Annotated in this window: 14 protein-coding genes and 1 pseudogene; all 15 read right to left on the bottom strand. The window is 66.8% G+C overall.

Annotated elements, in window-relative coordinates:
* A pseudogene (locus NE2_RS25960) lies at positions 1 to 354 on the bottom strand (hypothetical protein); the annotation flags it as partial.
* A gap of 2 nt (positions 355 to 356) precedes the next feature.
* On the bottom strand, positions 357 to 794 hold the full coding sequence (locus NE2_RS25955) for a hypothetical protein (RefSeq protein ID WP_063030270.1): 438 nt from the start codon (positions 792 to 794) through the stop codon (positions 357 to 359).
* 14 nt (positions 795 to 808) lie between these two features.
* Positions 809 to 1,219 (bottom strand): hypothetical protein, encoded by a 411-nt coding sequence (locus NE2_RS25950; protein WP_063030268.1) that lies wholly within the window; start codon positions 1,217 to 1,219, stop codon positions 809 to 811.
* A gap of 17 nt (positions 1,220 to 1,236) precedes the next feature.
* Positions 1,237 to 2,481 (bottom strand): hypothetical protein, encoded by a 1,245-nt coding sequence (locus NE2_RS25945; protein ID WP_063030266.1) that lies wholly within the window; start codon positions 2,479 to 2,481, stop codon positions 1,237 to 1,239.
* Positions 2,478 to 2,798: a hypothetical protein gene (locus NE2_RS25940; RefSeq protein WP_063030263.1), complete on the bottom strand. Its 321-nt coding sequence runs from the start codon at positions 2,796 to 2,798 to the stop codon at positions 2,478 to 2,480. The genes NE2_RS25945 and NE2_RS25940 overlap by 4 nt, the downstream gene beginning before the upstream one ends.
* Positions 2,795 to 3,472, bottom strand: a complete 678-nt coding sequence (locus NE2_RS25935; RefSeq protein WP_146165193.1) for a hypothetical protein — start codon at positions 3,470 to 3,472, stop codon at positions 2,795 to 2,797. Before NE2_RS25935 ends, NE2_RS25940 begins: the two co-directional genes overlap by 4 nt.
* Complete coding sequence (locus NE2_RS25930; protein ID WP_146165192.1) at positions 3,469 to 3,876, bottom strand: hypothetical protein; 408 nt, start codon at positions 3,874 to 3,876, stop codon at positions 3,469 to 3,471. The genes NE2_RS25935 and NE2_RS25930 overlap by 4 nt, the downstream gene beginning before the upstream one ends.
* Entirely contained in the window at positions 3,869 to 4,330 is a 462-nt protein-coding gene (locus NE2_RS25925) for a hypothetical protein (RefSeq protein WP_063030257.1), read from the bottom strand. The genes NE2_RS25930 and NE2_RS25925 overlap by 8 nt, the downstream gene beginning before the upstream one ends.
* Positions 4,327 to 4,623 (bottom strand): hypothetical protein, encoded by a 297-nt coding sequence (locus NE2_RS25920; RefSeq protein ID WP_063030255.1) that lies wholly within the window; start codon positions 4,621 to 4,623, stop codon positions 4,327 to 4,329. Before NE2_RS25920 ends, NE2_RS25925 begins: the two co-directional genes overlap by 4 nt.
* Positions 4,620 to 5,603 (bottom strand): hypothetical protein, encoded by a 984-nt coding sequence (locus tag NE2_RS25915; RefSeq protein ID WP_063909481.1) that lies wholly within the window; start codon positions 5,601 to 5,603, stop codon positions 4,620 to 4,622. Before NE2_RS25915 ends, NE2_RS25920 begins: the two co-directional genes overlap by 4 nt.
* Positions 5,600 to 6,139 carry a M15 family metallopeptidase gene (locus tag NE2_RS25910; protein ID WP_063030253.1) on the bottom strand — a complete coding sequence of 180 codons (540 nt, stop codon included), beginning with the start codon at positions 6,137 to 6,139 and terminating at the stop codon, positions 5,600 to 5,602. Before NE2_RS25910 ends, NE2_RS25915 begins: the two co-directional genes overlap by 4 nt.
* Entirely contained in the window at positions 6,136 to 6,708 is a 573-nt protein-coding gene (locus NE2_RS25905; RefSeq protein WP_063030251.1) for a phage gene 29 protein family protein, read from the bottom strand. The genes NE2_RS25910 and NE2_RS25905 overlap by 4 nt, the downstream gene beginning before the upstream one ends.
* Positions 6,709 to 6,727: 19 nt before the next feature.
* On the bottom strand, positions 6,728 to 8,392 hold the full coding sequence (locus NE2_RS25900) for a Gp37-like protein (RefSeq protein ID WP_063030249.1): 1,665 nt from the start codon (positions 8,390 to 8,392) through the stop codon (positions 6,728 to 6,730).
* Entirely contained in the window at positions 8,389 to 9,327 is a 939-nt protein-coding gene (locus NE2_RS25895) for a hypothetical protein (RefSeq protein WP_063030247.1), read from the bottom strand. Before NE2_RS25895 ends, NE2_RS25900 begins: the two co-directional genes overlap by 4 nt.
* Positions 9,324 to 13,883 carry a phage tail tape measure protein gene (locus tag NE2_RS25890; protein ID WP_063030245.1) on the bottom strand — a complete coding sequence of 1,520 codons (4,560 nt, stop codon included), beginning with the start codon at positions 13,881 to 13,883 and terminating at the stop codon, positions 9,324 to 9,326. Before NE2_RS25890 ends, NE2_RS25895 begins: the two co-directional genes overlap by 4 nt.
* Between the last annotated feature and the right edge of the window lie 3 nt (positions 13,884 to 13,886).

Genomic DNA, 13,886 nt, shown 5'->3' with positions numbered 1-13,886 from the left:
CGGCACCGTGCCGACGCCGACCGCAGGCGGCGCGAATATGGTCACGCCGCCGGAGAACTCCGGAGCGGGCACCGAGCCGACGCCGACCGCGGGCGGCGCGATGCCGCCCACGCCGCCGACCACCTCGGGCGCCGGGGCGGATCCGATACCGACGGCCGGGGCGGGTAGTTCGGCGATGAATCCGGCGGACACGGCCGGGGCGGGCACAGTGCCTCGGCCGCGCGCCGGCGGCCCCAGTACATCGACCGGAACGTCGCCGCTCCATAGCTCGACATCGCCGAAGTACATGCGCCGGGCCCGGATCTCGCCGACGTAGACGCCGACCGGTGCGTCGCCGTGTAGCCAGATCGGCATGACTACTGTGCCTGCAGTCGCAGGATCCCGGCGGTGTTGATAGTGACTTTGAACGGCGCGTTATCCGACGACTTGTTCGCCTCGAAATCGACATACAGAATCAGCGGATTCGTTGCGACCGAACCAGAATTCACATCCGAGATGACGCAGTACCGGACGTTCGACAGTGTCGAGGGATCCCACACCGGATCGTCGCAATCGACCCACGCGGTATCGGTTGCCGCGTCGTAGGCGAGCACCTTGTTCGCGACAGTAAGACCGCCGGTCGTGTAGCCGTTGCCGTTCGGGATCTCGTTGGTGAGGCTCGACTGATACCGGTGGTTGTCCGGGTCGAGCGCGTAGCTCGCGGTGTGAAGTGTCGCCTTCCAGGTGTGGGCGACGCTGATCTCGCCGTTGAGCAAGCTCTGATGGAATCGCGGGAATTCGTGTGCGACAGTCATTTTCGTTTCTCCGATCAATCGGGCAGCACGATGTAGAACGTGGCTGGGTCGTGCGGGTTGCTGTCCCACCAGGACTGGGTGACGGCCTTCATGCCCGAGACACCGCCGAAGTTGTGCACCGCGGCTGCGGTTTCGGCCGGCGGCATCGGCAGCGCGGCTTCGATCAGCGGCATCAGCCGGATGGCGTCGCTGGTGTCGGGGATCTCGATGTTGTAGGTGCTCAATCCGACTCGCACTCTCGCGGGCCCGGGGTCGAGATCGTCGGTGGTGAAAGTGCCGTCTTCACCTGGCGCGTAGCTGTGGCGGCGGGTGGTCACGATCGCGGTCTCGCCGATGTTGTCGCGGATTGTGATCGTTTCGAACACGACGTTGTCGGTTTCGCCGAGCCCCGCGATATCGGTGATCTTGTCGCTGATCACGGTCATGTTCGGGTGCCTCCTTGCTACGTGGCGCGTCGGAAGACGCTGAGTCGGTCCCATGAGGGCGAGTTCGTGCCCGAGGTGCGCTCGACGCGAGCGCCTGCCCACGAATTCGCGACCGCTACTTGGTTATTCAGATCGGCCATGAGCACAGTCGCGCCGTTCACCTTGATCCACGCGTGCTGCGCGTCGCACGCGAACTCGACGGTCTCGGTGCCGTCGAGCGCCGCGGCGTCGGACAGGTAATCAACCATGGTCGGATTGGCCAACCCGCCGGTGAATCTGGACAAGTAGATGCGGCCGTTGTAGTAGTTGCTCGCGAGGCCGGTCGTGCCGTCGGAGGAGACTCGGAGCAGCAGGCTGCTGTCGGCTGTCGAGTTCGGGGCGCTGCCGAACTTGCCGACGACGCGCTGCTGGCCGTCGGTGGCGCCGGTGTTGGTGAGCAGCGCCCGGCTGCCGTTGGCCGTGCCGGTGCTCGTCCATTTGCCGCCCACAATGCCGGCGTCGGTGCCGACCTGCACCCATCCGTTATCGACAGCGCCGTCGGGACGGTCGAAGTCGTCAGTTTTCGTCAGCGCCCAATCGGCCTCGACGAGGGTCGGGAAGTCCGATTGCCGGTCGAACAGCTTGAAGTTTCGGACGTAGGCCGGGTTGGTCGTTTGGTTGAGCATGTTGATTCCGCGGCGCAGGACACCTGAGGCGTATTGCGCGGGCAGCCAGTACGCGAAACAGAATGTGCCGTTGACGTATACGCGGATGAGTCGGTCGCGCTCGACCAGCATCGTCAGCGTGTACCACTGGTTATTGATCAGACCATCGATGCTGCCGGACTGCGCGAGCGTGTCGATCTGCGCGAGACTACGGTAAATGATGATTCGAATGTTCTGTGTCGTGCTCGCCACGTCGCGCCAGATCGCGACCATCGGCAGATTGATCAGGTCGCTGAATCCGACTTTCGCCCACGACGGCGAGATCGCCATCGCCCAAAACTGCTGCTGAATGATATTGCCGTCGATGCGCAGGTCGTACTCGCACCCGTAATTCGTTGTGAACGGCATCATTTCGTACGACACACCGCCGACCTGAAACGGCGTTTCGAGCGCGTCTGCGATCACGAGCTGGTTGCTCACCAGCTGCACCGTGCGGGAGGAGTTCGTGCTCTTCCACGGCGGCCGAATCGGATTCTCGTCCGCGCGGGCGTGATACACGTCGAGGTCGCTCCAAGCGGCCACGGCGAGCGGCCAATGCCGCCCCACGTACGTGCTCACGCCTCGTCGACCGCGCCTGAGATCGTTCCGCCCAACAGATCCATGTGCTTGCGGAGCTTCACCAGCGCGCCGCGGTTACCGCGCAACCCGATCGGGTCATCGGCCGCAAGAAAGGGGCGCAGTTCCTCCGGATCGGAATTGAACTTGCGGATCGCGGCATCGAACAGTGGAATCGCCTTTTCGACCGGCGTCATATCGAACATGCCATCCAGACTGTCGACGCCGAACGCCTTCGCCCACAGCGCTTCCCGATTCGGCTGGATCGACAGCGATTCCTGAAAACCATGGCTCGCTGAGATGTACTCGAACGCTTTCATGCAAACTCCGGATCCTCGATGAAAACACCAGCGACACATATCGACAGCACGGTCGGCGGGGCGCTGCCGACGATGTCGGTCACGTACGCCCAGAACCGTTCCAAGTCTTCGACGTTGACCGTCAGCGCCGGGAAGTGGCGCCGCGTCACATTCGGCTCGATCACTGCGGTGTACGCGACGCTGTACGCCGTGTTGTCGGGATTCCAAATGCGCAGTTCAAACGTCAGCCCGCCGTGCTGTTCCAAGAATGCGGCATGGACATCCGTCAGAATCGCGAGCTGACCGTCGCGGACATTCAACATCGGCCCGACCAAGACTTCCCCGGTGGCGCGCACCACCTCGGCCGACGAGTGCACGAACTCCAATTGCCAGTCGTTCGCGTTCTCGTAGGCGATATCGGCTTTGTTTCCAGCGTTCGCTGCGGCGTTGATCGCGGCCTGCGCCTGCGTGTACGCGGTTCCGGCCGCGGCCTGAGCCGCGCTCGCGGTGCCCTGGGCGGTGAGGATCGGCGTGTGGAGATTGGTGCCGATCTTTTCCTGGACGTCTTCGTATGTGCCGAGCACACCAGCGGTCATCTTCGAGGTTGCGACGTCCTCGGTGTCCTTCTGCCCGAACCCGCTGCCGAGGTGATACGAACCTTGTGGCGGTAGTGGAGGATTGCCTGGGGTTGTCATCGTCCGACCCCGTTCACGTCCCGCCACTGCCGCAGTGAGAGGTGCGCGGGCGATTCGTAGCCCGCTGCTGCGGCGGCCAGTTCGGCGTCGTAGTGCCAGCGGGCGTCGTAGAGCAGATAGCCGGCGGTCGCCTCGTGCTCGCTGCGGCACGTGTCGAGCGCACCCGCCAGGTAGTCACGCTGGCGCGTCATGTCCTCGAGATCGGCCGCGCGGGCTTCGCGCTGCTCTATCCGGATCTGCCGGCGACGCTCCCCGCGTTCGCGCCAACGGCGCCCCAGCGGGCCCAGCAGCCGGGCCCACGTTTCGGACGTTTCGGCCGCGGTCCGGCCGATGTAGCCGATCGCCACTAGGATCACTACTGCCCCGACCGCCCACTCGGGTGCGCGCTGCCAGATCTCATCCACTCCGCCGCCTCTCTCTCCACACATCCAGCGCCGCGTCCGCGTAACCCCAATGCACGACCGCGAATACGAGCAGCCAGTCGGTCGGGGTGCGCCAGCCCTCGACCGGTGCCCGGCGAAGCACCTCGCAGAAGGCGCCCACGGCAAAGCCCGCATACGCCGCGGCGAGGACCGCGTGCCCGATCGAGGCGAGCGGCCACCTGTCCCCCACGAGTCCGACGAGTCCGAGCACCGCGCCGGTGATGAACATTGCGGCCCACGCCTCCAGTGGCATGGTTCGTTCGATAACCGAGAGGGTGGCCGTGCCGCCGACCGGCGGGGCGAGATAGTCGATGCCCCGGCACAGTGCGGCGACCAGGACGCACACCTCGATCAGCACGACCTCGGGCCAGATCAACCGCACCCGCAGCCGCACGAGGCGCGCCCATGATCGCCACGGCTGCGCCGGGTCGGTCACCTCTCGACCTCGCGCGGCTTCGGCGCGGCGGCCAGCCACGGCGCGACTGTGGCGAGGAGTGCCTCGATCCGCGGATCCGCCATCAGCCGAGCGACCGCGGCCGAGACGGCCAGCAGGACGCCGACTCCCGCTGTTGTCTCCGGTATCCCCGATGCCTGCACGAACACCGGGAGCGCGGGCAGCAGCCCGACGAGCAGCTGCACCATCGTGCGGGCGATAGTGCGCCACGGGTGCTGCACCTGTGTCGGCACGGGCGAGGGCGTGCCGTCCGGCTCGATAGCCGGCCCGGTCACTGCGCACCACCGAGCGCCTGGTCGAGTTTGGCCTCGATCCGTTTCAGGATCTCGCCGCGGTCGCGGCCTTCGGCTACGCCGGTCAGCGTCCAGCCGACGAGCGAATGCCGTTCGGGGTCCGGGGTGTCGGCGTCGACGCCGGGCAGTGTGAAGCCGTCCCAGACGGTTTCGTTCCACATGTCGGCCCACATGTCATATGGCCAGGCGGCCTCGGGCGATCGGGTCGAGCTGTTGACGTTGTCCGGATGCAGGATCGGCCGGATCTTGTCGGCGAACGGGTGCAGTTGGCCGGCGCCATCGACGATGGGATCGGACACGGCGGTACCTCCTTCGATTCCGAGCAGTGCCAGCAGTTGCGGCAGCTCGAGCGGGGACTGATTGAGATCGACGGGATTCGGCCACGGTGCGCACCGGCCGCGGTCGGTGTACTGCTGCGCGAATGCGAGGGCCTGCATCCACTTCGGCGGCGGGGTCGACGCCCACACGCCGGGGGTGTGGCTGTAGTTCGGCGTGATGAACGGCAGCGCGTCGGGGCGGGTGCGCCACAGTCCGGCGTCGGCGACCGCGTTCAGGTAGCCGACTACGCGTTTCGCATTGGCGTACCAGCCGCGCAGTCGGTCGACCTCGTCGTTGACCTCGTCGGACTGGTCGCCGCGAATCTGCCCGTTGGCGCTCTCGACGTCGACCATCGTGACCAGCCGCGGGTGCCCCCACAGTCCGCCCTCGGTGAGCACGTCACGGTGCAGGTCGCAGTTGGCCTGCCCGGGCCGGAAAAAGTAGTAGGGCAGGGCGAGGGCGAGCTTGCCGGAGTCGAGCAGCGACCGCACCCGGCGTGCGTTCTCGACCGCGATGGTGTCGGTCTTGTCGCCGGAGTTGGTGCGAAAGCTGTAGACCGGCCAGGGATACGAGGCGTCGATCGGCAGCGACCGGCCCCCGTTGTCGGTGTTGTACTGGCTGGTGTCAGCCCATGTCACGGTCATTGCGGCCACCTACTCGGGGGGATGAGTTGCAGGAATCCGGCGCGCACGTACGGGTCGGTGCGCGGGTTGTATGCCGGTGTCGGGTTGGTGATCTTCGCGACGATGCGGTCCAGTCGCGGATCCGATTCCGGCCATCCGATCTGGAAGTGCATTTCGTCGGGGCGGTCCCACCAGCGGCCCCAGAACACGGCGCCCTCGTACTCGGCGACGAGTGCCTCGATCCGGTCGACGAGGGCGGCGGGCATGGTGCGCACTCCCCACGCCCACTGCGGCGCGTTGATATCGACCGCGGTGCCGGACAGGTGATTCGAATCGCCCACGTTGTTGAGCGCCGACCAGCCCCACACTTCCGAAAGCACCGGCGCGACCTCGCGGTCGTAGCGGCGCACGAAATCGCCGAGGATGATCGCCGGCGCCCCAGAGCGCAGCGGGGCTGTATCCATCCACGGGCCGTCGACGAGCTCGCACGCGTCGCGGTTGCACATCCGCCACCCGTTCTCGGACCATTCGTTGCCGTAGGCAGTGCGGAAACTCATTCGAACCTCCTGAGAATTCCGTTGCGGTTCTTGCCGTGTCGCTCGGCGTAGAGGACGCGGCCACGTTCGACGGGGTCGGTGTCGCCGAGCTCGCGCAGGTACACGCACACCTCGGTCACGGTGTGATCGCTGGGGTTGAACCGCGGTGGTTCGTCGAGTGCGTCCTCTGCGGCGAGCGTGCTGGGCTCGGGTACCGGTTTCTCGACTCGGTAGCCCATGTGCCGATACCGCTCGAGCTGTGCTTCCTGCTCGTGCCGGGTGAGGCTCTCCGGGTCCTGCACCAGATACGCGGGGGGCGGCGGGGTGCCGGGCTTCACCCAATCGGCATCACCGTTGAGCGGGTGATTGATCCCGCGCCGCGGTGGCTGGTATTGCTTGGTGGCGAGCGCGGGATCCATTGGCGGGCACCCGCACTCGGTGAGGTGCTTGGAGATCATGCGCGCGAGCGGCTCGGGCATCGTGATCTTCTGCATCGCCGGTCCGAGCGGAATGCACTGCAGCGCAGGCAAAAACCGTTCTTCCGGGTCGTCCGGGTTGATGTCTTCGATACGCCAGATACGGCCGGCCATTGGTCGCGGATCGCCTTTCCTACAGGACACCCAGGTCTCGGGTGATGCTGAACAGCTCTTGTGCCATCTCGATTGCTTTCGCAATCGGGTCCTCGGGGTCGCGGTGACCGACGGTGATGGTCCACGCGACGGCCTTGTCGCGGCCCCACTCGAGGACGAGCTCGCTGATTCGGTCGACGTAGACGCGGCCAGGCTCGCCCCAGTCCTTGACGGTGGTGCCGATGCGGGTACCGAGCCAGGCGTTGCCCTTGCCGTTCTGACCGATCCGCAGCCCCTCCATGCCGTCGACGACGGTCACGGTGTGCGTGGTTTTCTCCGACGTCCGCCAGATGCCCGTGCGTAGCGCGATGAGTGCGTTCACCCAGTACGCGCGATCGCTTCCCGTGCAAAGGGTTTCGTGCAGGTGCGACCATCCGAGCTCTTGCGCGCGGTCGATCAGTTTGATCTTTTGCCAGGCGGCGACGACGTCGGTGTAGAGGGGCTTCGCGAGGGCATCGAATACGCCCCCGAGGGGCGGTGCGCCGATTGGGATAATGGCGCTGACCAGGTCCCCGGCGAAGTTGACCGCTGCCCCGATGAGCTCGTTTACGCCGTAGGCCGAGTGTCCTCCGGCTACGAATCCGACGTCGGTCGCCGGTTTCCAGTGGAACGAGTTCGATTGGATGGCGGTGTGCTCGCCGTCGCGCAGGATGACTTGCGGCGCACGGGGAATCGTGCCCCAGTAGTTCGGTTGCCCGTACTCGCTCGGGAAGGTGGGGTCGTCGATGATGTCGACACCCTCGGTGTATCCGTCGGAGGCAATCTCGGTGACTGCGCGCACGAGCCCGGTCCACACCGAACCGCCGAAACTGGTCTCGGTGTTCCATGCCGAGTTGTCGACCAACTTCCAGATGATCGCGCCCGGTTTCACATTCGCGCCGGGCCACGGCGGCGGATCGCCGGCCTTGTGCCGCCGCGGCTGCCACGTCAGCTGCGCATCATCGGTGATGCGTTTCTGTACGTCGTGGAAGTACTTGAACCGCGAGTGGACGAAACAGATCGTCGAGGAGTCGGTGAACAGGTCGACCGGCTCGACCACCTGCGACCAATGCGACTGGTCGAGGTCGAGCCACTGCGACGGGTCGAGCGGGTTGTCGGGCAGCGTCCACAGGTTGCCCTCGAGCCGCAGCAGCTGCAGGAACAGCGTCAGCGTCAGCGCGAACCGCGCGGGCAGCGGCCCGAGGATGAACACGCGCGGGAACTGGAATTCCGGCGGCAGGAACGGATTGCAGTAGACGAGAATGTGTTTCAGATGTTCGTAGTCGTGCAGGAATGTCGCCCGCACGATGCGCTGACCGGTCTCGGGGTCCTTGAACTGCTCGAGGTCGTCGAGGAATCCGGACCATTGGGCCCCGTCCTTCTCGACGGTGATGATCACGTTCTTCTTCGACCGCTTGTGGACGTTGGTCATCCAGCGGGCGAGGTAGTACTGCGCGGGCAGCTCGACGACACCCTTGCCCGTTTCGTTCTCGGGCAGAGTGAATTTCGCGCTGATCTCGCGGTGGATTTCGCCGGCCGCGACCATGTCGCCGTCGTAGAGCGTCATGGTCGGCGGGATGAGTCGCCGCTCGTCGTCCTTTCGGAGCTGCTCGACGATCTCGCCGAATACGGCGTCGAAATCGATTTCCTCGGCGACGAGCGTCATTCGTCCATCCCCCACGGGCGGGGCCACTCACGCGGCACGGTGACCCGGATCCGGGTGTTCTTCGGCGCACCGGTCACCGTGATCGGGACCTGTTGGCGCGGGGTGCCGCCCGGGATCGGGTACATGAACCGCAGACCGTTCATGCGGCCGGCGTATTCGCTCTTGGTGGCGGTGTTGTACTGGCCGCCCATGCTCATCGGGTCGGTCGTGATCCGCAGATGCTCGCCCAGATGCAGCGGGGCGAGCGGCACCTTGCGAAGCGCGTCCTCTTCGGCGCGCTCGTGCAGATCGCTGCCGAACGAATAGTCGGGCAGCTTGACCGTGACGCCCTCGTACGACGCCTGCACTTCCCAGATCGGCCACGCGTCGTAGTCCTCGGGCAGAGGGTTGTCGATCCACACGTACCCGGTCTCGGTGCCGCCGCCGGTGGTGTCGGTCTCGGTGTAGAACGACGACGGTTGCGGCGCCTCGATCCACCGCGGGTAGCGGCCGACCAGCGGCATCAGCGCCCGCAGCCCCTTCTCGGAGTTGGGGTCGTTGTTCGACTTGATCCGCGGTTTGCCGCCGAGCCGCACCGGCAGATGCCGGCGCGACTTGTTCGCCGTCACCCAGATTTTCGAGTCACGCTTGAAGCTGAACGATGTGCGGAACAGCGAATCGACTTGCGCCACAGTGAGCCCGTTCGCGGGCTCGATCTCGAACGCGAGGACGAAATCGTATTTGTCTTCGCGGATGCCGTCGAAGTCGGCGCCGATCTGGAATGCCGTGCTGTTGTAGAGCGCGGTGGTCGGCACGTCGAACATGCCGTCGAAGTCGGTGCCGGCCTCCTCGTCGGCCAGGGCCACGCCCTGATCCCATTGGCCCTCACCGGCGACGGTCCACATCTGGCCGCGCGGTCCCTCGATCTCGATCAGGGTGTCGTCGGGTGGGATCATCCGCGGCGGCTCAATCCTGTGATGCGGTCGCGCTGATCGGTCTGCATCAGCCGCCATTCGCGCCGGAACTCGCCCGCCGACATACCGGTGTTGAGGTTCTGAATCGTCACGCTGCCGTCGATGTTGTGGACGGGTGCGGGCGCCGGGGCGCGGCTGGCCGCGAGCGTGCGCGCGTTGCGCAGGTCGCCGGGTGAGAGCACGTATTCCTCCTCGCCGGAGAGATTGAGCGCGGCGACACCGTGCGGCAGCGGGCCGCCCTGGTCGCGCAGCACCATCGGGAGCTGAAACGTCTTGAGCAGCTGCGGCAGCCAGTTGTATGTGCCGGGCGTGACCGGTCCCTGCGCCCGGATTTCGTCGTCGCTCGCGGGCGCCGGCGTCGGGGGCGGTGCCGCATCGGCAGCGTTGGCGGCCTGTTTCTGGGCCACGGTCGCGGCGATGCCGATCAGCGCGCCGGTTGTGCCGCCGATGTCGCCGCCGAGACCGATCGCCGACAGCGCCTCACCGGCCGCGCCGGTCACCGCGGACTTGACCGCTTCGCCGAGCAGCGCGACCGGTCCGCCGGTACTGCTGCCGCCGAGGCCCCACGCTTCCTCGCGCTGTTTCTTGATCTCGGCGCGTTCGGCGTTGATCGCCTTCTGATAGTCGAGGTCGGCCTTGTGCCGGTCGGCCTCGGTCGCGGTCGGGTCCGCGTAGACGTCGTCGCGGTCGAACTTGGCGTCCTCGACGGCCTGGTGCAGTTCCTGTAACCGGATCTGGTCGTCGGTCAGGTTCCCTTGCAGCGGTGGTGCTTCGGGCACGTCGCCGCCGCTGCCCTGCGCGTCGGACTTCTTCTGCTCGAGTTCCTTGACCCGGAGCTCGGCCTGCTGTGCCGAGATCTGCGCCTGCTTCTTGTCGTTGGCGTCCTTCTTCGGGTCGGCGGCGTCCTTCGCGGCCTGTGCGTTGGCCTTGTCGCGTGACACGATCGCCGACTGCAGTTCGAGTTCGTCGGACTCGTCCCACGACTTCTCTTTGCGCCGCTTGCTCTTTCGGCCGCTGCTGTTGTCCGGCGGGTTGAACGCGCTGCCCGGCAGATACATCTTGAGCGGGAACTGTGAGTCGCCCGGGTCGGTTGCGCCGGGCCCGATGTGCACGCCGGACGAGTTCGACTCGATCGGAGTGCCGTTGAGCTTGCCGGACATGTGCGAGTACTCGCCGCCCCCGCCGCGGTACACGCCGATCTGCAGCCCGCGGCCGGTGGGGTCGGAGCCGGGCAGGAATCCGAGTGCGCCGAAATCCGATTCGGTGGTGAAGTAGCGGACGTGCGGTTCGAGCCCTTTCAGCAGTGCGTAGGCGTAGGAGACCAGCGCCGAGCAGTCCCACGAGGGGTTGCCGACGCCGCCGTACTGGTAGGGCTTGCCGTCCTCGGCGCGCAATGCGGTCATGGTCCGGTCGATGGCGATTCCGCCGTCGGCCATCGGCGTCAGCCCGTACCCGAAATGCGATGCGACGGTGCCGAGGATCTCGGTCGACCGGGCCCGCTTCGCAGGCGCCAGCGGAATAAATGCCTCGCCGCCGGTCTCGGGTTCGGATACCTGGTAGTAGCGAGTCTGCGCCGACCAGACCGTCGCCTGCCCTGGCAGGTTGTCGATACCGCCGTCGGCGCGCGGTTTCGGCGCGACCGTGACCGGTCCGACGAAGTCCGACGGCTTGCCCTGCTGCGTGAGTGCCTCGCCGCGGGTCTGGTACTCGACGTTGATCCGCTGCGTCTTGTCCGGCAGGTTCTTGTTGATCAGTTCGTCGAGCTTCGCGATCACGGCCGCCAGGTCGGGCGCGGACACATGCACGATGCCGGGCTTGCCGCTGACCTCCTCGACCTTCGCACCCGTACGGTCGAGTTCGGCCCGCGCTTCGGCAGTGAGCGCGGTAACCGGGATGTCGACACCCTGTGCGTTGGTGCGCAGCAGTCCCTCGACGACGACGAGCTGCTGCTCGACGCTGTCGGCGCCCTTGAGCTGGGCGAGGATCGTGATGTCCTTGGGCAGGTAGCCGAGCTGCTCGGCCATCACGCGGACCTGGTCGACACTCAATCCGGTTGAGGCGGCGAGCTGTTCGAACTGCTTGCCGTTCTGCGCGATGATCGGATCCATGTTCGCGCCGGCCTCGGCCGCGGTGATCGTCGCGTCACGGATCTTGGTCAGCGAGTCGTAGAGCCGCTGGCCGTTCGATGTGGCGGTGTCGACCTGGCCGCCCTGCCCGATCAGCGCCTGCCCGAACCCTTGGGTCTTGTCCCACACGTCGACGGTGGCCTGCGCGGTCTCGCGAACCTGCTGGTTGTATTTCGCGAGTGCGTCCTGCACGGCGACCGGCTTGCCCGAAAGCACCTGCAGCGCGGTCTTCATGGCGTCGATGCGGTCGGCGGCCGAGCTGGACTGGTCGGCGAGGATCTTCACCGCGGCGGACAGGTCGAAGAATCCGGGGCTCGCGGTCTGCGCGGCGCGTGCGGCCTCGGCGAGCTGATCGTGCGCGGTCTTCAACGTCGCGGCGACCTGTTTGCCGGCGTCGCCGGTGGCTTCCAGTTTCGCGATGAGGTTGTCGTAGGCGGGCCCGCCCTGGGTGACCACTTCCCCGACACCGTTCATGTCGAGCTTCAGGTCGCCCATCACCTTGCGCAGCGCCTCATACTGCTCGGTCGCGCCGGTGACCTTGTCGTACTCCTTCTCCCACGCGTCGTTGCTGCCGAACGCGTTGCCGGAGACGTTGTCGAGCAGATGCCCGAGGTTCTCAATCGAGCTGTGCCCGCGCTCGCCGAGCTCGGTGATCTGCTTCAAACTCGCCTGCACCGCAGCCGAACCCGCGGACACCGCCTGCTGTGACAGTCCGCCGTTGGCGGCGCCGACCGCTTTCGCGAAATCGGCCTGCGCCCTTGCGCCTTGGGCGGTGGCGTCGGCGAGTGCGCGCTGCGCGGCCTTCGCCGACATCGCCGATTCGATATTCGCGGTGATCGCGGCGACACCGGCGGTCATCGCCAGCGCCCACGGTCCGCCGAGCATCGACACCACACCGCCGGCCGCCGACCGCAGCCCGGACGATGCCGCGGCGACGGTGCCCTGCGTGCGGGCGAACACGGTCGCCGATTCCGCGGTGTTGCGGTACGCCTCCCCCATCTTCGACAGCACGGGCACGCGTGCCTCGAGGGTGGCAATCGCGGCGCCGTAGCGGCCGAGCTCGACACCGCTGCGGGCGGCGAGCTGCTGCTGTACCGCCATCTCTTCGTTGAAGCCGCGGAACTTGTCGCGGACGTTGCCGACCTGGGTGCCGAGCGTGTTGCCGATTCCGCTGGCGCGCAGCGCGACCAGTGCCGCGGTCGCGGCGAGCACAGGCGCCGGGAGGTCGGCGACGAACTTCACCACGGGCGCGACCGCGCGCCCGAACTCGACCGCGCCGTCAGCCGCGGTGTGCAGTCCGTCGACCAGGCGCGGGGTCGCGTCGTTGATCAGATCGGCCGCGCCGGAGGCGAATGCCGTCAGCGGCCCCTTAGCGAGGTCGTACACCTCGAGGGCCATGCCCTCGGCGGCGTTCTGGATCCGCTCCATCGCGCCGGGCAGGCCCTGCATTTTCGCGTTCGCGACGTCGGCGGCCGAGCCCTGCCGCGACATGGCGTCGTGCATGGCGTCGTAGCCCGCGGCGCCCTTCTCCGCGGCGATGCCGGCCAACCGTGCTGCGTCGCTGCCGAACAGGGTCGCGGTCGCGGCCTGGTACTGCTGGTCGGTCATCCGCTTCGATGCGTCCTGCAGCTGACCGAACAGGCTGTGGAGTCCGACGAACTTGCCCTGTGCGTCGTAGGCCGTCAGGTTGAGCGACTGCATCGCCTGCTGCGCGGGCTTGCCCTGGTCGGTGAGCGCCAGCAACGCCGATTTGAGCAGGGTGCCGGCGTCGGAGCCCTTGATACCGGAGTTGGCGAATAGACCGATCGCCGCCGCGGTGTCCTCGACCGTGAGCCCGAATTGGTGGGCGACCGCCCCGCCGGACTGCAACGCGTATGCGACGTCGGTGATCTCGGCGCTCGACGCGTTGGCGGTGTTGGCGAGCACGTCGGCGACCCGGGTCGCGTCGGAGGCTTGCAGCCCGAACGCTTGCAGGGCCGCGGACTGGATGGTCGCGGCCTGCGCGGCGTCGATCTGGGCGGCGGCGGCCAGCTGCAGCGAGCCCTTCGCCGCGTCCATCGACTGTTTGACGTTGAACCCGCCTTTGGCGAGCTCGGTCATCGCCGCCGCGGCATCGTTGGCCGAGGTGCCCGGCAGGGTGATGTCGTTGCCGAGCTGCTTGGCCTTCTCCGATACCTCGGCCATCTCGGAGGCAGACGCGTTCGCGACCGCCTTCATCGTGTTGAGCGTGGTCGTGAAATCGTTGCCAATTCGAATGATCTGGCCGAATGCGGCCGTGCCGGCGAACGCCAGCCCCAGCGCGCCACCGAGCGCGGTCGCCGCCCCGATCGCGGGCTGCAGGTCCCGCTTCAACTTGCCCGCGAACTCGCGGGTATCGGGCGCTACGAGGATGTCGATCCGGCCACCGGCCATGCG

This window comes from Nocardia elegans NBRC 108235, assembly GCF_001612845.1.
GTDB lineage: Bacteria > Actinomycetota > Actinomycetes > Mycobacteriales > Mycobacteriaceae > Nocardia > Nocardia nova.
Note: the sequence above shows the minus strand (reverse complement) of the source record. Positions and strands in the feature narration are given on the sequence as shown.